Origin of the sequence: Cellvibrio sp. pealriver (assembly GCF_001183545.1) — a bacterium.
Classification (GTDB): domain Bacteria; phylum Pseudomonadota; class Gammaproteobacteria; order Pseudomonadales; family Cellvibrionaceae; genus Cellvibrio.
The window spans coordinates 1,003,266-1,020,374 of record NZ_KQ236688.1 but is presented as its reverse complement, the minus strand read 5'-3'; the positions used below and the strand labels follow the sequence as shown (position 1 = coordinate 1,020,374).

At 47.7% G+C, this 17,109-nt stretch carries 17 protein-coding genes; 8 read left to right on the top strand and 9 right to left on the bottom strand.

Going from position 1 to position 17,109, the window contains the following annotated elements; genetic code table 11:
- Nucleotides 1–13: 13 nt before the first annotated feature.
- The 5 genes from mshL to VC28_RS04165 are packed head-to-tail and all read right to left on the bottom strand — an operon-like array spanning nt 14 to nt 4,512.
- The gene (gene mshL, locus VC28_RS04185; protein WP_082191401.1) at nt 14–1,840 is read right to left on the bottom strand and encodes a pilus (MSHA type) biogenesis protein MshL; all 1,827 of its coding nucleotides are present in this window, start codon (nt 1,838–1,840) and stop codon (nt 14–16) included.
- 10 nt (nt 1,841–1,850) lie between these two features.
- Complete coding sequence (locus tag VC28_RS04180) at nt 1,851–2,216, bottom strand: hypothetical protein (protein ID WP_049629547.1); 366 nt, start codon at nt 2,214–2,216, stop codon at nt 1,851–1,853.
- Nucleotides 2,209–2,907: an MSHA biogenesis protein MshJ gene (locus VC28_RS04175; protein WP_049629546.1), complete on the bottom strand. Its 699-nt coding sequence runs from the start codon at nt 2,905–2,907 to the stop codon at nt 2,209–2,211. Before VC28_RS04175 ends, VC28_RS04180 begins: the two co-directional genes overlap by 8 nt.
- Entirely contained in the window at nt 2,907–3,569 is a 663-nt protein-coding gene (locus VC28_RS04170) for a hypothetical protein (RefSeq protein WP_049629545.1), read from the bottom strand. Before VC28_RS04170 ends, VC28_RS04175 begins: the two co-directional genes overlap by 1 nt.
- Before the next feature lies 1 nt (nt 3,570).
- Nucleotides 3,571–4,512: a type IV pilus biogenesis protein PilM gene (locus VC28_RS04165; RefSeq protein WP_231591642.1), complete on the bottom strand. Its 942-nt coding sequence runs from the start codon at nt 4,510–4,512 to the stop codon at nt 3,571–3,573.
- Nucleotides 4,513–4,758: 246 nt separating this feature from the next.
- Between VC28_RS04165 and trmL the strand changes: the two genes are divergently transcribed.
- Genes trmL through VC28_RS04140 form a run of 5 tightly spaced genes read left to right on the top strand, consistent with a single transcriptional unit; the run spans nt 4,759 to nt 8,846 of the window.
- A complete protein-coding gene (trmL, locus tag VC28_RS04160; protein ID WP_049629543.1) occupies nt 4,759–5,223 on the top strand; it encodes a tRNA (uridine(34)/cytosine(34)/5-carboxymethylaminomethyluridine(34)-2'-O)-methyltransferase TrmL in 465 nt (154 codons plus the stop codon).
- Between the two features lie 23 nt (nt 5,224–5,246).
- Nucleotides 5,247–5,693: a flavodoxin domain-containing protein gene (locus tag VC28_RS04155; RefSeq protein WP_049629542.1), complete on the top strand. Its 447-nt coding sequence runs from the start codon at nt 5,247–5,249 to the stop codon at nt 5,691–5,693.
- Between the two features lie 50 nt (nt 5,694–5,743).
- Entirely contained in the window at nt 5,744–6,280 is a 537-nt protein-coding gene (gene fldB / locus VC28_RS04150) for a flavodoxin FldB (RefSeq protein WP_049629541.1), read from the top strand.
- The gene (mnmC, locus tag VC28_RS04145; protein WP_049629540.1) at nt 6,277–8,328 is read left to right on the top strand and encodes a bifunctional tRNA (5-methylaminomethyl-2-thiouridine)(34)-methyltransferase MnmC2/FAD-dependent 5-carboxymethylaminomethyl-2-thiouridine(34) oxidoreductase MnmC1; all 2,052 of its coding nucleotides are present in this window, start codon (nt 6,277–6,279) and stop codon (nt 8,326–8,328) included. Before fldB ends, mnmC begins: the two co-directional genes overlap by 4 nt.
- Before the next feature lie 50 nt (nt 8,329–8,378).
- On the top strand, nt 8,379–8,846 hold the full coding sequence (locus VC28_RS04140; RefSeq protein ID WP_049629539.1) for a late competence development ComFB family protein: 468 nt from the start codon (nt 8,379–8,381) through the stop codon (nt 8,844–8,846).
- Nucleotides 8,847–8,934: 88 nt separating this feature from the next.
- Here the strand turns inward: VC28_RS04140 and VC28_RS04135 are convergent, their stop codons facing one another.
- On the bottom strand, nt 8,935–9,591 hold the full coding sequence (locus VC28_RS04135) for a DUF502 domain-containing protein (protein ID WP_049629538.1): 657 nt from the start codon (nt 9,589–9,591) through the stop codon (nt 8,935–8,937).
- Nucleotides 9,592–9,656: 65 nt separating this feature from the next.
- Between VC28_RS04135 and VC28_RS04130 the strand changes: the two genes are divergently transcribed.
- A complete protein-coding gene (locus VC28_RS04130; protein ID WP_231591641.1) occupies nt 9,657–10,466 on the top strand; it encodes a glutaminyl-peptide cyclotransferase in 810 nt (269 codons plus the stop codon).
- A gap of 25 nt (nt 10,467–10,491) precedes the next feature.
- Here the strand turns inward: VC28_RS04130 and VC28_RS04125 are convergent, their stop codons facing one another.
- On the bottom strand, nt 10,492–11,304 hold the full coding sequence (locus tag VC28_RS04125; protein ID WP_049629537.1) for an SDR family oxidoreductase: 813 nt from the start codon (nt 11,302–11,304) through the stop codon (nt 10,492–10,494).
- Between the two features lie 125 nt (nt 11,305–11,429).
- Nucleotides 11,430–12,209 (bottom strand): enoyl-CoA hydratase, encoded by a 780-nt coding sequence (locus VC28_RS04120; RefSeq protein WP_049629536.1) that lies wholly within the window; start codon nt 12,207–12,209, stop codon nt 11,430–11,432.
- 147 nt (nt 12,210–12,356) lie between these two features.
- Here VC28_RS04120 and argS point away from each other — a divergent pair, with 147 nt between their 5' ends.
- Nucleotides 12,357–14,096: an arginine--tRNA ligase gene (argS, locus tag VC28_RS04115; RefSeq protein ID WP_049629535.1), complete on the top strand. Its 1,740-nt coding sequence runs from the start codon at nt 12,357–12,359 to the stop codon at nt 14,094–14,096.
- 181 nt (nt 14,097–14,277) lie between these two features.
- A complete protein-coding gene (locus VC28_RS04110) occupies nt 14,278–15,873 on the top strand; it encodes an SGNH/GDSL hydrolase family protein (protein WP_049629534.1) in 1,596 nt (531 codons plus the stop codon).
- A gap of 115 nt (nt 15,874–15,988) precedes the next feature.
- Here the strand turns inward: VC28_RS04110 and rpoS are convergent, their stop codons facing one another.
- Entirely contained in the window at nt 15,989–16,993 is a 1,005-nt protein-coding gene (gene rpoS, locus VC28_RS04105) for an RNA polymerase sigma factor RpoS (protein WP_049629533.1), read from the bottom strand.
- Nucleotides 16,994–17,109 lie beyond the last annotated feature (116 nt).

Sequence of the window (17,109 nt, the reverse complement as noted above, 5' to 3'; positions counted from 1 at the left end):
ATCTGCGCACCATTTATTTCTGATTATTCCGGTAGGCATCGCCCATGCGCTGCATTCTGTCTTGCGCTTCGGTGAGCTGCGTATCCCAAGTTTTATCATCCACTACTATAGGACGCAGCAAAATCACCAACTCGGTTTTGGATTTGGCTTTATTTTTAGTGCGGAACAACGCATTGACACCGGGAATATCGCCCAGCACCGGGCGCTTGCCGTCGCGATTATTGTTTGATTCGGTCATCAAACCACCCAACACAATCACTTGGCCATTAGCGGCTTTTACAATGCTGTCTGACTCACGCACGCCACGCAATGCGAGTGGCAATGCAAACTCTTCACTGCCCACGGTAAATACTTTTTGCTGGTCGGTGACTTCACTGACTACCGGATGGATGTGCAATATCACTTCGCCATTTTCGGCAATTTGAGGTGTTACATCCAACGAAATGCCACTAAAAAATGACGACAATTCGATATTGGGTGTACTGGTTGTGGTCGCGGCGTTTTGGGTTTGGTTACTGGAAATACCCGTGACAAAATATTCATCTGAACCCACCCGAATAACTGCTTTCTGGTTATTCACAGTAGATACGCGAGGACTGGACAGTACTTGCACACTGCCCTGGGTTTCCAACAATGATAATAATTTGGTGATGTCCGTTACTTGAATTAAACCAGCAACGGTTCCGCCTATTCGCTCTCGATCACCATAACTGACAGATTGGCGAGTACCATCAGCGTTTCTAAACACCTCTGTCACCGTCAAATCCCTGAATTCATTAACAGGAGAACTACCATCAGTATTCAAAGCAAAGCCATCTTCAAGATTTTTTGCTGCGGAAATCTGCCCGCTAATTGCTCCCCAATTAACACCTGCTTCAAATCCTTCGCTTAAACGCACTTCAAGAATTTTTGCCTCCAAAATAACCTGGCGTTTAATACTCAATTCAGAGCGCTCAAGGAAATTACGCACCGCGCTCAATTCATGTGGCATGGCTTTTACCACGATCATGCCTGCTTGTGGCGTTACCATAACGGAACGATCATCACCTACACCGCCGATAATCGATACTACGGTTTTTTCCAGCGATGCCCAAAAGTCGGTGCGGTTTAATGTTTGAACGCGAGAACCTGGTGTGAGCGCTGAACCGCCACCGCGATTGCCTTGTTGTTGATTTTGTGAGGCACTTTCAATCATGCCCAATAAATTGGCATTTTCATTCGCGGAATTATTATTTCCTCCGCCAGAATTATTACCGTTATTGCCACCAGAACTTTGCGCGCGCCCAATCATTACACTGGTATCGGACACACCGACGCGCTGCACATCCAGATAATTAATCTGGAACACTTCAGTGCGCAATGCATTGGCGTAAATGGTGTAAATGTTGCGGTCTCTTTTGTATTCGTAGCCGTATATATCGCGCGTTACGCGCAGAACATCTTCCACTGTTACATTTTTCAGATCGAGCGTTACTGCGCCATCAACATCAGGGTGAACCACGATATTGATGCCTGTTCCGTTCACCAAACCAAGAAAAAAATCACGCGCCGCAACATTGCGCACCGACACATCGAACCGCTCATTATTCACCTTCGCCATACCGCCGGTTAACGACGGATTATTTAACAAGGCTTTATTGACTTCCGGAGGAACAGCTTTTGTTGCTGTGCCTTGTTCACGCTGCTGCTCAACGGCTTTATCCATTGCATCTTCAGTGATCAGGCGTTGGTTATCGGTGGAGCTACAGGCACCCACTAACATAAGCACCAGCACGAGCGGCATACGCGCCCAAGGTGTGTGGCATGGTTTGCCAAATTGTTTTTCAGGGTTGGTGAACATTGTCACTGCCTCAATTATTTTGCTTAATTGATGAATTCTTTTTTACAACACCGGGCGATAGCGTTAACACCCGGGTTTGGCTGTCCTGTTGTAGCACAACTGTCTGCGCCAAAATGCGTTGCACTTTAGTCCCGTTCGATCCGGGAATCGTTTGGCCTTCACGCACCGTATTACCATTAATGACTGCCAGCTTGCGCCCCGGGCTGACCAACACCGCATCCAGAACCCAGTTTTCGCCGCTTGCAGCATTTGCACTCGCAACGTGCCCCAATGGAGCAGTAGGATCGCGAACATCTTGTGCATTGAGCTCTTGCGTGCTGAATAAAGCAGCACACAGCATGGAAAAAATACAATAGTTAGCAAAAGTGTTATACACCGAGCAGCCCCTCCTCTGAACTCAGAGTAAAAACCCTGATATCAATCGTGGCATTAGGATATTGCTCAACGGTGTAATCCAACGACTCCCAATAAAATTTCCATTCGAGATTTTCTATTTCTTTCATCAATTGAATAAGCTGCGGGTAACTACCTGCTACACGGATCAGCACGCCGTGTTTATACACGCCGGTACCGCCGGTGTTGCTACCAATATTACTAGCAGCACTATTTTGTGGATTTTGAACTGCTGGACTTTCTGCCAATTGCAATTCCGTCACAGCCAGCGTGCGCACTTGCAATAACGTCACGCTGCTAGTACGCAGCAATACTTCTTGCAACACTTTGGGTAATTGTTCTGCACTGATTAAACCCTGCGATAAGCCCGATAATTGCGACTCAATGTTGGCAATATTGCCAGTGAGCCGATTGATTTCATTTTTCTTGGCGATAGCAGGATCACTTGCCATTGTTTGGGTAAGTGTTGCGATCTGGCTTTCCTGGCTTTTTTGTTCCGTAGTCATTTGCGTTAACTGGCTATTTAAGTCAGCGCGTTCACGGTCAAACCTTGCTTGAACCAGAAAATTCCACAATAAAAAGATCACGGCCAATGAGGTCAAAAAAATCAATACCCGCTCACTCAGTATGCGGCTATCGATTTTCTCCATAAGTTGGGTGATGGCTGGTGACATCAGTTTTCACCTCGCACTTTTTGGTTCATATCCAACAGCATCTGTACTGCAGTTTTGGTTTCAGGCTCATTATTTTTCAGTTGTTTTGCCAGGGAAAACTCAAATACTCCCTGATTGTTTTTGAGTGGTGCCACATTCAAAACGCCAAAAGCAGATTGCGCAAAAACAGGTTCTGTACGTAACCGCTGGATATACAGAGGGATTTGGTCAGCCGCACGGGTTTTACCCGCAAATTCAATGTAATTTCCACCTGCTTGCAATGAAAAAACATTTAGGCTGACAGTATCGAGCGACTGCCGCCCCATCGCCTGTAAATGCGCAGAAAAACCTGAATTGTTGCCAAGCTTTTTATTGGCGATAACCGCAAAAATTTGTTCGCGCCGCGCTTGCTCTTGTTGCAATTGCACAATTTGGGCATCCAGTTCTGCCAGATTGCTTTGTGGCCGCTGTTGTTCCAATTGCTTAAGCTGATTTTTTATTTGTTCTAACTGTACGCGTTGTTGCTCTACCGATTGAGCCAGTTCCCGGTTATGTTTAGCACTCAATACACTCACCAACACCAGCAGAACAATAAAAATCACCACGCCCCACAGCATATGGATACTGCGCAAAGGTTCGCGGTTGGGTTGGAATTCTGGCAGGTATAAATTGATCTGTTGCATATCAACCCTGCCCTACGTGATCTTGTCGCAACGCTGCACCTATCGCATGCAGTGAAAGCGAAAGAATATGATCGGGAATGGAATCGGGAATTTGTATGCCTGCATCTACATCTAATAGATGGATGGAAACCGCTAAGGCGTTACGAATTTCGGGGGTTAATTTATCAGCCGTCACATTTTCACCGCAGAGATAAATGTGGCTGGGCGGAACCTGGCGCATTTGTCGCTCGAAATAATCCAGTGAACGTTGCAGTTCCAATACCAAGGCATCACCCGGCAGATCATCGAGCAGGCCTGCATTGTATGAGAGCGAAAATTGCCGCGATAAATACAAATTACCATCGCGGATAATTTGCAAACTGCCACCGCCTTGCTGCAATTTAACAATGGCGACGCCGCGTTTGGTATCGCAACAGGCTTCTGCCAAATTGCGCAACACCAACTCAGGAATATCGATATTTTTCAGGCTCATACCGCTAGCCTTCGCCAAGGCAACCTGAGCTTCAATGTGTTTACGCTGGGCGACTACCGCATAGGCCATACGGCTGGTGCCGCGGGCGCTGTCTTCTGGCAACAGAAAAGCATCGACAATAGCTTCGGATACCGGGAATTGAATGAGATCTTTGATCCGCCAACGCAAGGCTTCAGCCAGTTCTTCGGCTGGCACTTTGGGCGCTTCGCCTAGAATAAGTTGGTAGTTACCGCTCCCCATCACCAGATTGCAGGGAGTTTTTTGTAAACCCAGTTTAAGCAGCCGCGCGCGTAGCAGGTCTGCTGGATCGATGCCGTCTTCTACGGGAATAAAATCGCAGCTGAGTAATCTGGGTTGTTGGGTTGCTGGCCGTTGGATATGGGCGAAAGCGATACCCGCCGCAGAAACATCTACGCCTATCATCTGATTCTGGCGACTCGTGCCGCGCAAAAGTCGGGCTATTTTGTCCACAAATTGCTTCAAATCGAGGCTCTCTCCGATTACATCCTCTATGTTCCCGCCATTCCCCAGTGTTTGTCTTTGGAACAAACACAGATTTGGGACAACCTTTTCTCAGGACGATCTTTGGTGTGGTCTATTGTGTTGTGGTCATTGGCCGCCACTTTTTTACAGGAAAGCTAATAACTCTTGCTTATAATTGGCACCAGAAACATAACCGTTAACAGAGAACATAGACCATAAAGGTAGAAAAGCCAAATGCTGCACATAGTTCTTTTTGAGCCTGAAATTCCGCCAAATACCGGGAACATAATCCGGCTCGCTGCCAATACCGGTTGCCAATTACATTTGATCGAACCGCTGGGCTTCAGCCTTGATGAAAAAAGTGTAACCCGTGCCGGTATGGACTATGCCGAAACCCAGGATCTGCGTCGTCATCGCGACTGGGAATCCTTTTTAGCCAGTGAACAGCCTGCGCGTATTTTTGCCCTGAGTACCAAGGGCACGTATTGCCATAGCGATGCACAATTTCAGGCCGGTGATTATTTGCTTTTTGGCCCCGAATCGCGTGGTTTGCCCGCCAGTATCCGCGAGTCACTCCCCGCCAATCAGGTATTGCGCATTCCTATGGCCGCTAATAGTAGAAGCATGAACCTATCCAACGCCGTTGCGGTGATGGTTTATGAAGCCTGGCGTCAATTGGGGTATGCTGGCGCGCTTTAGCAACGCAGGATGGAAACAATCCCATGAGTAAAATCCAGATATTTATTGGCAGCGTTTATGGCGGCGCAGAGCAAGTAGGTGAAATCCTCAGCGAGCAACTCACTGCACTCGGTCACGAGGTCACCCTCAATACTTATGCCCGCGCGGAAGATCTGGCGCGCGACCCGGACGAGATCATCCTGCTGTGCCATTCCAATACCGGCTCGGGCGAGCTGCCCGACAATATCCAGCCTCTGTATTTACACCTCACCCGGGATTATCCACGCATTGCCGGACGCCGATACGGGGTTGTGAATTTGGCCGATAGCAGCTACACCACCTTCAATGAAGCGGGGCACATGCTGGATGCCGCCTTTGAAGATCTGGGTGCTGTGCGTATTGGCGAGCCTTTGGTATTGGATGCAAGCAGCGGCGATGACGCTGCAACCCTTGCGCGCGATTGGGTGCAGGATTGGGCGAAACTGCTCTAAAACAACGCGCCGATTGCTGCAAATTAATTGAATAGATGTTGTGATTGCTTATGAGTGAAACCAAAACCATCGGCCTGTTTTATGGCAGCTCAACCTGCTACACCGAAATGGCCGGCGAAAAAATCCGCAATGTTATCCATACCCTCATGGGCGAAGAGTGCGTGGATTTTTTTAACATCGCTGATACCCCGATTATCCAAACCCAATTTTACGATTACCTGATTTTCGGCATTCCCACTTGGGATTACGGCGAGCTGCAGGAACACTGGGAAGAAATTTGGGACGAGTTGGATGAGCTGGACTTCACCGGCAAAAAAATCGCTATTTATGGCTTAGGCGACCAGGTGGGTTACCCTGAATGGTTTTTGGATGCAATGGGATACCTGCACAGCAAATTAGTCCACCGCGGTGCAACGCCGTTCGGTTATTGGCCGCGCGCCGGTTACGAATTTGAAGCATCAAAAGCCCTTACCGCCGACGGCAATTATTTTGTTGGATTGGCATTGGACGATGAAAATGAATTTCAATTAAGTGATGCGCGCATACAACAGTGGTGCGCACAAATTTTGAAAGAGTTCGGCTTGTGAGTGATTCAACCGATACTCTTTCGGTACAACACGCCCAATTAGACTGGGATGACGATGGCCAACCGTTATCCAGCCTGTTTGGCGATGTGTATTTCTCGCGCGCAAATGGGTTGGAAGAAACCCGCCATGTTTTTCTGCAACACAACCAACTGCGCGAGCGCTGGCAACAACTGGGTGATGGCAATCATTTCACCATTGCAGAAACCGGTTTTGGCTCTGGCCTGAATTTTTTAGCTGCGTGGCAATTGTGGCTGGAAACAGCCCCTGCTACTGCGCAATTGCATTTCGTCAGTGTTGAAAAATTTCCGCTCGCTAAAAGCGACTTGCAGCGAGCCTTGGCGCTTTGGCCTGAATTGCATGAATTAATCGATCAGCTAGTACAACACTACCCCGTGTTTGTGGGCGAGGGATTTCATCGTCTGGTCTTTATGGATGGGCGTATCCAGTTGACCTTGATTATCGGTGATGCCACAGCAGGTTTTACGCAGCTGCTCGCTTCCACCCACCCGGCTTTTTCGCACTTCTGTGCAAAAGTCGATGCATGGTTTCTCGATGGCTTTGCGCCTGCCAAAAACCCGCAAATGTGGAGCGATGCATTATTTGACGTTATCCGTTTGCTGAGTAAACAAGGCACAACTGCAGCGACATTTAGTGCAGCTGCGATTGTCAAAAACGGATTAAAACGCGCAGGATTTGCCATTCAAAAAGTGGCTGGATTTGGCCGCAAACGGGAAATGACCAAAGCTTTGATGGAGCAAGCACCTGAGCAGGCTTCAATCGATGCATCACAATATCGCAGCTACTCGCCCTACCCTGTACCTTGGACAGTTAACGCAGACTATTCACCGCCCACAGAAAAACAGGCATTAATTATTGGTGCCGGACTTGCCGGTTGCACCAGTGCCCATGCCTTGGCAATACGCGGTTGGAAAGTAACTCTGGTTGAACGCCATGCAGAGATTGCAGTGGAAGCATCCGGTAATCCACAAGGTGTGCTTTATGCAAAACTCTCCCACAAAAATGAAGCGCAAGCAGAATTCAATTTAGCCTGTTTGCAATTTGCACTGCATTTTTATCGCGCTTACTGGAGCGTCTGTGGCGGGAGAACCGGCGTTTTGCAATTAGCACACAATGAATCTGAACAACAATTGCATGAATTATTGCGCGATAAATTTTCAACCGCCGATGAATTGGTCGAGTTTGTAGATGCAAGCAGGGCAAGTGCAATCGCCGGAGTATCACTCACGCACAGCGCGCTGTATTTTCCGCAGGCGGGCTGGATAAATCCGCGCGCACTTTGCACTGCACTGGTTGCGCACCCCAACATTAATGTGATCACCAATTGCAATACCGAAGCGCTGGATTACAACGACAATCACTGGTACATCCGCAACCGCCCGGAATTACATGCACCAGTAGCAATTATTGCCAACGCGCGCGATGCAAAACGTTTTAGCCACAGCGCGAACTTGCCCATTAAATCGATTCGCGGGCAAATCAGTTATGTGCCGCAATCTGACGCAAGCAGCAAACTGAAAACAGTAGTCTGCAGTGAAGGTTATATTGGCCCCGCGATCGATGGATTTCATTGCACCGGAGCCACGTTTAACTTGCGCGATGAAACGCGCGAGCTGCGCGAAGAAGATCACCGCACCAATCTCAACAATTTACGGGAGCCTTTAGGGAATTTGGCGGCAGATTGGGAACATCTGAATCTTGCCCAATTGAATGGCCGCGCTGCATTTCGCTGTACCCTGCCCGATTATTTACCGCTGGTTGGTGCTGTTGCTGACGAACCACTGATGGAACAAAATTTTGCCCCGCTGCGTAAAAACGCCCGCGCGGCTATCCAACAAACCGGGAACTACTTAGCCGGTTTGTATATCAATATCGGTCACGGCTCACGCGGCCTTGCCTACACACCCCTGTGTGCAGAACTGCTGGCAGCGGAGATCAATCAGGAAATATTACCGGTACCACGCGAACTGGCCAATGCGCTCAACCCTGCCCGTTTTTTAATCAGGGACATAATCAAGAACAAACGCTAGCGGCAAACCCTGTCTATACTCTTTAGCATTCCATAAAGAGAGGTATCGCTATGCTGACTAACCGTACTTATGTGCTGGATGATGAAGTGGATTTTTTGCACAACTACTACGAGCGCCTTGTCGTGCAGGAAGTACATGACCAAAGTGAACGGGTTCAGCAAGGTGACCGCGACTTTCTTGCCGATGTCGCCTGTGTTGCCTTAAACCGCTTACCGCCCAGATACATCCGCTACGATGTCGATATGACGTTTTTTATGTCGCCGCAGGATATGGTGGAGATCGAACGCAAAGTCAGCCAGGCAGTGACCGATGCGCTGAATTATGTTGAAAGCCGGGAGCGAGGCGAAACACCACAGTTGCCGCCGGTAGAGGTATCACTCATTTCTACCCGTGGGGATAAACCGGTAAAAGCAGCCAAAGCGACAGCAGCTAGCAAACCCACTGCTGCTGCAAAACCTGACAACGCAAAAGCCTCTAGAAGCCCAGCGAAAGAAAAAGCATCCAAGAAAAAAACCTGATCCGCGCTTTCATGCTTTCACATACATCCACTTAATATCCAGCTACTTCTACATCACCAAGGGTTACACCTTGGTGATGTGTTGCTTGCTAACGCCCCTTATCACTGCGCGTATATTCCAACTTGGCAGAGCCTTCCGGTATCTCTGAAATCACCTGCGAGCCGCTGCCACACGCAATGACGGTACGCATAGCCTCTTCTACACTCACGTGCGGCAACATATCCACACACTCTGAAGACAAGTGATAAACAAATCCGGATGTCGGTATGGGTGCTGTAGGCGCGTAGACAGTAAAATCACCATTGGCATGCTTGGCTGTCACAATCGCAGTAACAGAGACCCCGGCTGCACGCCCCATAATATAAGCACGGCATACCTCACCTTTGAGCAGCGATGTATTTCCCTCGCCACCAAGCAATTGCGAAACCACTTCGCGAATGGTCTTGTAACCGGGAGCCAAGCGAGTCAGCCAGGCATCAAGCTGGTCATGTACCCACTCGCCCACGCTTGTCTTGATAAATAACCCAATCAAGAAACAGGCACATAACAGCAGTAGAACACCAAGTACATCTGCCACATGATTGGTAAATGCCGTCTGCTCCACCAACCAATGGCTCAAAGGTTGAATCAACGAACGCACCACACCCAGTAGCCACTCTACCAACCATACAAAAATGGCGATGGGCAAAATCACCATAAAACCGCCAATCAAGGTAATGCTGACAAACGAGCGTAAACGCTTCATGATTAAAACCCTTTACAATTGAAACCGTTCAAAACCGCAATCCTTTAACCATGTTGGACTTCCGAGTGAAACAATCTATTCGCGTGAAACAATTTATCTACGCACTATTGTGCACCAGCCTGTTATTGATAGCGAACCTCACATCAGCAACAGAGAACACATCGCTACACTACAAGATCATCGCCGAGCGTACCCACAAACCCACACTCTTTACCCAAGGTTTGCTGGTCGATGGCGATCACTTTTATGAAAGCAGCGGGCTCTACAATAAATCTTTATTAGTCTCTTACCCTATTGCTGAACCGGCCAGCACTTGGGCAAAAATATCGGCACCCTTTACCCAAAAGCAATCTATTCCGAGCCAGTACTTTGCCGAAGGCCTGGCGTTGCTGAATGGAAAACTCTATTTACTGACCTGGCGAGAAAAAACCTTGCTGGTGTATGACAAAGCAACCCTGAATTACGAAAAAAGTATTTCCTACAATGGCGAAGGCTGGGGCTTGACCAGCAATGGAGAACAATTAATCCGCAGCGATGGCAGCAGCAGGTTATATTTTCATAACGCTACCGATTTTACTGTTACAAAAACGATAAATGTCACTGATGACGGTACTGACGTATCGCAATTAAACGAGTTGGAATTTGTGCGGGGATTTATCTGGGCGAATGTATGGCATCAAGACCAAATAGTAAAAATTGATCCGGATAGCGGGCATGTTGTAGGAAAAATCGATTTGGGCGATTTGAAAAAAACACTCAATCTCAAGGACAGTGAACAGGTATTGAACGGTATCGCGTGGGATGAAAAACAACAGGCATTTTGGGTAACAGGAAAACAATGGCCGAAAATGTTTTTAATCCGTATCACCCATTAACGGCCAATATTGTTAAGCGCAACGGTTATTGTTTGCGCAGCATTTCTGCCAAACCCGCACCTACAACAGCTGCACCGCCCTGCGCCCAGCCTCCATCCACCGGAATCACAGCGCCGCTGATATAACTGGCAAAGTCCGAGGCTAAAAATAAACAGGCATGGGCGATATCATCGGTAGAGCCCATACGCTGCAAAGGCACGGACCTTGTTACTGCAGCACGCAAACCCTCTGTAGGTGCGAGGCGCTTCATACCTTCAGTGTTGTCAATCGGGCCGGGGATCACTGAATTAATACGTACGCCCTCAGCGCCCCATTCCAGACACAAAGTGCGCGTAATCATATCGACTCCGGCTTTCGCTGCGCATACATGGCTTTGCCCCGCCATTGGAATATCAGCCTGGGGAGCAGAAATGTTAATAATCGATGCACCCGGTTTTTTAAGATGCGGATAAATTGCCTGCATTACATGAAACGTACCCAGCAGATCAATTTCAATCACCGAACGAAATCCATTGGGCGACATTCCCATCGCCAACGCGGGAAAATTACCTGCCGCACCCGATACCACCACATCCAATTTTCCCCATGCAGCTGCAATTTCAGCAATTCCGTTTTTAATGGCCTCGGCTTCACGCACATCGGCAGCAAAACCACGCGCATCAACGGCACCACACTGTTTAAGCGACTGCAGTGTGTCATCCACTTTTTCTTGTGAACGGCTCACCACCGCAACGCGTGCGCCCGCTTTAGCGAAAGTTTCTGCAATACCGCGATTAATACCGCTAGTACCACCCACAACCAAAACATTTTTGTGCTTGAAATCGAATTGTAAAGACATACATTTTCCACTCATCAGTAAGCAATCATTAAACACATGGCGAATTAGTATCAAAAAATAGCATCAAAAAACGCTGCGCTTCTGTTCTACACTCACGACCTAAAATCGTGACTTAAAACCGTGGCCTAAAATCGTGAAAAGTCCGGCGCACGTTTTTCAAAAAAGGCAGTGATGGATTCCTTGCATTCCTCTGATGCCAAGCCTGCCGCAAAACCGGTGTATTCCGTGCTGAGCGATGCATCTACCGCAACACGGGTCGCCGCACGCAAAAGTGCTTTCGTACGGCGTACAGCGCCCGGAGGTTGTTGGGCCAAACGCGCGATTTTTGTTTTTGCGTATTCCGTTAGCTCATCCCACGGAACCGCCTTGGTCACAACGCCCAAATCAGCCGCTTCTGCACCGGAAAAAGGTTCACCCAGAAAAAACAGCTCAGCCGCTTTCTGTTGGCCGACCAGCCGGGGAATCAAATAACTGCTCGCATATTCAGGGCACAAGCCGAGATTGACAAAGGGCAATTGCAGGCGCGCATCATCAGCGGCATACACAAGATCGCAATGCAGCAGCAACGTCGTACCAATCCCCACCGCATGGCCACGAACCACCGCCACTACCGGTTTACCACAATCGCGCAATGCCTCCATAAAACGTACAACAGGGTGATGCTCATGGATTTCAGGCTCATTCATAAAATCCATCAAATCATTGCCACTGGTAAAAAACTCATCCGTACCTGTGAGCACAACCACACGCACCTCCGCATCCGCATCGGCACTTTTGATCAAATCAGCCAAAGCGCCGTACATCGCTAATGTCAGCGCATTTTTACGCTCCGGGCGATTCAGGCTTAGGGTAAGTACACGCGCCTCAAAGTGAGTAACAATCTGGGGTATTGGGCTGGTTATCATTATCGGATCCTTGTTGTTCCTGAGGTTGGAGGGTCGATTGAGTATAGCCAACGCCATCCATTGCGCGCATAAAAGATGGCACCACTCTCCCCCGGCGAGTACAATTCGCCACCTTCTACATTGAGCAATAATGACCGAAATTACCCTATGAATATCCGTGAACTTCTCAACCAAAAAGTCCTTGATGCAATGGCCGCCGTTGGTGTGCCAAGTGGCCTACCCGCCTTGATAGCCCCCGGAAAAAAAGCCGGTTTTGGCGATTACCAAGCCAACTGTGCTATGGGAGCCGCCAAAGTCATGGGAACCAACCCACGCGAACTGGCAAGCAAAATAGTCGCTGCACTGGAACTGGATGGCATCGCCGACAAACTGGAAATTGCAGGCCCCGGATTCATTAATATCGACCTCAAGCCTGAATGGCTGGGTGAGCAAATCGCCAACGCCCAAAGCGACAGCCGTTTGAAAGTAGAACAAGTCACTAACCCACAAACAGTGGTGATTGATTACTCCGGCCCCAACCTCGCGAAGGAAATGCATGTTGGTCATTTACGTTCCACTATTATTGGCGATGCACTCGCGCGCCTGCTGGAATTCCAAGGGCACAAAGTGATCCGCCAGAATCACGTCGGTGATTGGGGTACGCAATTTGGAATGTTGATCGCTGAGCTTGAGGAACAATTGGGCGCTAATGGCGATGGCAGCATGGCGCTCAAAGATTTGGAAGTGTTTTATCAACAAGCCAAAAAGCATTTTGATGATGACGATGCCTTCGCCAATAAAGCGCGCGACTATGTCGTTCGCTTGCAATCCGGCGATGCACAGATGCTGAAATTATGGGAGCAATTTAAAACCATTTCCCTGCATCACAGCAGCGAAATTTATCAGCAGCTTAATGTCACCTTAAAAGACAGCGATGTGCGCGGTGAAAGCTTTTACAACAATGATCTCGCACCGGTTGTAAAAGAATTGCAAGAGCAAGGGCTCGCAGTTGAGAGTGATGGTGCGCAGGTTGTGTTCTTACAAGAGCTCGCCGACAAAGAAGGCAATCCATCACCCATGATTATTCAAAAACAAGGCGGTGGTTTTTTATATGCCACAACTGATTTGGCAGCCTTGCGTTATCGCGTCAACACGTTAAAAGCGAACCGCATTATGTATTTTATTGATGCGCGCCAATCGCTTCATATGCAGCAGGTATTTACCCTTTCGCGTAAAGCAAAATTTGTCGATGAGTCTGTGAGCCTTGAACATCTGGCATTTGGCACAATGATGGGCAGTGACGGCAAACCTTTCAAAACGCGGACTGGCGGCACAGTGAAATTGGCAGAGCTGCTAACAGAAGCGGTGGAACGTGCAAGCGCACTGGTAGTAGAAAAAAATACTGAGTTAACACCAGCCGAAGTCGCAGAAATTGGCCGCAAAGTGGGTATTGGTTCCGTTAAATACGCTGATCTTTGTAAAACACGCACCAACGATTATGTGTTTAGCTGGGAATCCATGCTCAGCTTTGAAGGCAATACAGCACCGTACTTACAATATGCGTATACGCGCGTACAAAGTATTTTCCGCAAAGCGGGCATTGCACCTGAGTCATTGAACAGCGCAATTATTATTGGGACAGAACAAGAAAAAAACCTTGCAATCAAACTACTGCAATTCAGTGAAGTGTTGGATCAAGTTGCGCGCGAAGCCATGCCACATTTGCTGTGCACCTATCTGTACGATATCGCCAGCCTTTATATGAGTTTTTATGAAGCTTGCCCAATCCTGAAAGAAGACATAGCGCCGGAGTTACGCGATAGCCGCTTACGCCTGTGCCATCTTGTTGCACGCACTATCGCGCAAGGCCTGGATTTATTAGGCATCGAAGTAATGGAAAAAATGTAATATCGAATAACAGGCCTGCATTTGGACAAAATTAACTAAACGCAGGCCTGCATAACTCGCAACCACTATTCAAACCAAATACTTATTAGAAATTTATAACACGGGCAATACTCGGTCATCTTTACCCCAACAATATCATTATTAATTTGCCGCTAAAAAGTAGCGCGCAGAGGAGGTAAACATGAAAATTTTTGCACTCATTCCAGCACTCGCATTATGTCTGGTATCAGCATCCTGCTCTCACCCACAAAACGCTTCCCATAAAAATATTCCCTCACTCAACGGTGTTGTTATTGAAAAGCAACCGCTGGCCAATGCGCATATTATTCTGCGCGACTCAACCGGCAAGATGCTCACTACAACTACCGACAACACAGGGCAATACCAGCTCTCCTTGCAAGGCATCACACTCCCAATCACCTTGTCTGCAGTAAGCAACGGAAGTGAACACGCATGCTTGGATAACACCAAACTACGCCCTGTGTGCATGGCCGCGGTGATCAATACTTTCCCGAATAAAAATGCGCCTATCGGGAATATTAACCCTCTGACAGATCGTATTACATCTGACATTGCTGCATCACAGGGCTTTATTGGTCCACAACAATGGATAATGCAAAACAGAGTTTTCAATATTGATGAAGCACACTTAGAACAAGCGCGCGCAGAAATGCGCAGCGGATTTTTGCAAGCATTAAAAGACTCCGGCGTTACTCACCCGGAAAGTTTTGATCCTGCCACATACCCTATCAAGCCACATGACAACCTTAGCCATATTTTTTCGTATATCCATCACAACCGCAATTATGATAACAACACCGGCGAACCAGGCCACACAACACTGAGTGATATCAGCTTTCGCCCTATTGTTGGGCTAACAGCAAGAGGGGCATATGAACCGCTTGATCTGGCGCGCGCACGAATTGAATTAAATGAAATCCAGAAAGCGTCGGTACGTATATTTATTGTGGGTGACTCTACATCAGCGGTCTACGAGCAACTGCGTTACCCGCGTATGGGATGGGGACAACAATTTGCAAATCAATTACATGCAGATAAAAACATTAAAGTCATTGTAGGCTCTCGCGCTGGACGCAGCTCACGTGATTTTTACAACGGACGCTGGTTCGCACAAATGGAAAATCTCATCCAGCAAGGGGATTATGTTTTTATTAATCACGGCCACAATGACCAGAATTGTGATGTAAAAAAACCTTTGCGTGGCATAGCAGATGTCACAAATCTATGCACCTACCCTAACAGCCCCGAAGGCAAGCCCCAATATCCTGCAGGCTCACCTGAACTGTCATTCCAACACTCTCTGGAGCGATACATTCATATTGCACGTAAACTCGGTGCACAACCGGTGTTATTTACACCGACAGCACGAATTAAAGATAAAGATGGAAAACAGGCAACTCTGGTAATTTCCAGTCACTTCACTCGACAAAACATAAATCAAGGCTATCTCTTCACTGGCAATTACACACAAACAATCAAAGACACAGCGCGTGCCAATAAAGTACCCCTGATCGATCTGGAAGCGGCCAGTATTGAATTTGCAAACAAGGTGGGAACACCCGGCTGGAAAAACTACTGGCTGGTTGTCGATCCATCGATTAACGCTTTTTATGCGAATGGAGTACCAGGAAGCCCGCAATCGCCTGATGGCACACACTTTCAAGAAAATGGTGCCAGTGTGATAGCCTCGCTGGTCGCTAGGGAGATCAAACGAACCCCTGAACTTTCCGCCCTGAAACGCTATTTCAAACAATAATCTATTTATTAATATCAGGGATGTTCATTGGGTATCTATAAACAAAAAATCCGAAAAATAAAAAACCCCCGGGTAAAAACCAGGGGGTTTTAGTGGATCACTTTAACAAAGCAAATTATGCACTGAATAATGCTGCGCTATCCAAGCCCTGCTTTTCCATAATATCGCGCAAACGTTTCAAGGCCTCTACCTGAATTTGACGTACACGTTCACGGGTCAAACCAATTTCAAGCCCCACTTCTTCCAATGTACTTACTTCATATCCACGCAAACCAAATCTGCGCGCTAATACTTCACGTTGCTTTTCGGTTAATTCATCCAACCAATGATCAAGACTGGTAGTCAAGTCAGCGTCTTGTAGCAGAGCAGCTGGATCAGACACATGGGTGTCGGCAATGGTATCGACGATTGCGCGATCAGATGAGTTGCCAATAGGAGCGTCTATCGAAGTAACACGCTCGTTTAAGCTCAACATGTGTTCTACATCAGCAACAGGCTTCTCGAGCAGGCTCGCAATTTCTTCAGGCGTTGGCTCATGATCGAGTTTTTGCGAAAGCTCACGCGCAGCTCGCAGATAAATATTCAGCTCTTTTACAACATGTATTGGCAAACGAATGGTGCGGGTTTGGTTCATAATCGCCCGCTCAATCGTCTGGCGGATCCACCAAGTGGCATAGGTGGAGAAGCGAAAGCCACGCTCAGGATCAAACTTTTCAACAGCGCGAATCAAACCAAGGTTGCCTTCCTCGATCAAATCAAGAAGTGCCAAACCTCTGTTCACATAACGGCGGGAAATTTTCACAACGAGGCGAAGGTTACTTTCAATCATACGCTTGCGCGCTGCTTCGTCACCTTTCAAGGCTTTGCGTGCAAAGAATACTTCTTCTTCCGCACTCAATAATGGAGAGAAACCAATCTCATTCAAATAAATCTGGGTAGCATCGAGCGTTTTGTTATATTTTTCATCAACAATACGGTCACTAGTTCCAAAAGCGGGCGCTTTGGGCAATTCGTCATCTTCTTCTGCCAACATCAACTCTGAATCATCTAATTCGATATCCGATGCAACAAACACATCATCGCGATCAAATGTTACAGAGTCCCTATTTTGTAATGTCATTTTTCAGCCCCTTATATCAATTTTTTTATTTAACCGGCTGGCTTTTTTATCAGTCATCCAGCTCGCTCAAGCTGTACCCTACACATAGATGCCATATGTTCGAGGTATTTACTTAT

Coding starts and splice junctions, on each gene's coding strand:
- mshL (WP_082191401.1), bottom strand. CDS start 1,840: ATGTTCACCAACCCTGAAAAACAATTTGGCAAACCATGCCACACACCT.
- VC28_RS04175 (WP_049629546.1), bottom strand. CDS start 2,907: ATGTCACCAGCCATCACCCAACTTATGGAGAAAATCGATAGCCGCATA.
- VC28_RS04170 (WP_049629545.1), bottom strand. CDS start 3,569: ATGCAACAGATCAATTTATACCTGCCAGAATTCCAACCCAACCGCGAA.
- trmL (WP_049629543.1), top strand. CDS start 4,759: ATGCTGCACATAGTTCTTTTTGAGCCTGAAATTCCGCCAAATACCGGG.
- VC28_RS04155 (WP_049629542.1), top strand. CDS start 5,247: ATGAGTAAAATCCAGATATTTATTGGCAGCGTTTATGGCGGCGCAGAG.
- fldB (WP_049629541.1), top strand. CDS start 5,744: ATGAGTGAAACCAAAACCATCGGCCTGTTTTATGGCAGCTCAACCTGC.
- VC28_RS04140 (WP_049629539.1), top strand. CDS start 8,379: ATGCTGACTAACCGTACTTATGTGCTGGATGATGAAGTGGATTTTTTG.
- VC28_RS04135 (WP_049629538.1), bottom strand. CDS start 9,591: ATGAAGCGTTTACGCTCGTTTGTCAGCATTACCTTGATTGGCGGTTTT.
- VC28_RS04125 (WP_049629537.1), bottom strand. CDS start 11,304: ATGTCTTTACAATTCGATTTCAAGCACAAAAATGTTTTGGTTGTGGGT.
- VC28_RS04120 (WP_049629536.1), bottom strand. CDS start 12,209: ATGATAACCAGCCCAATACCCCAGATTGTTACTCACTTTGAGGCGCGT.
- argS (WP_049629535.1), top strand. CDS start 12,357: ATGAATATCCGTGAACTTCTCAACCAAAAAGTCCTTGATGCAATGGCC.
- VC28_RS04110 (WP_049629534.1), top strand. CDS start 14,278: ATGAAAATTTTTGCACTCATTCCAGCACTCGCATTATGTCTGGTATCA.
- rpoS (WP_049629533.1), bottom strand. CDS start 16,993: ATGACATTACAAAATAGGGACTCTGTAACATTTGATCGCGATGATGTG.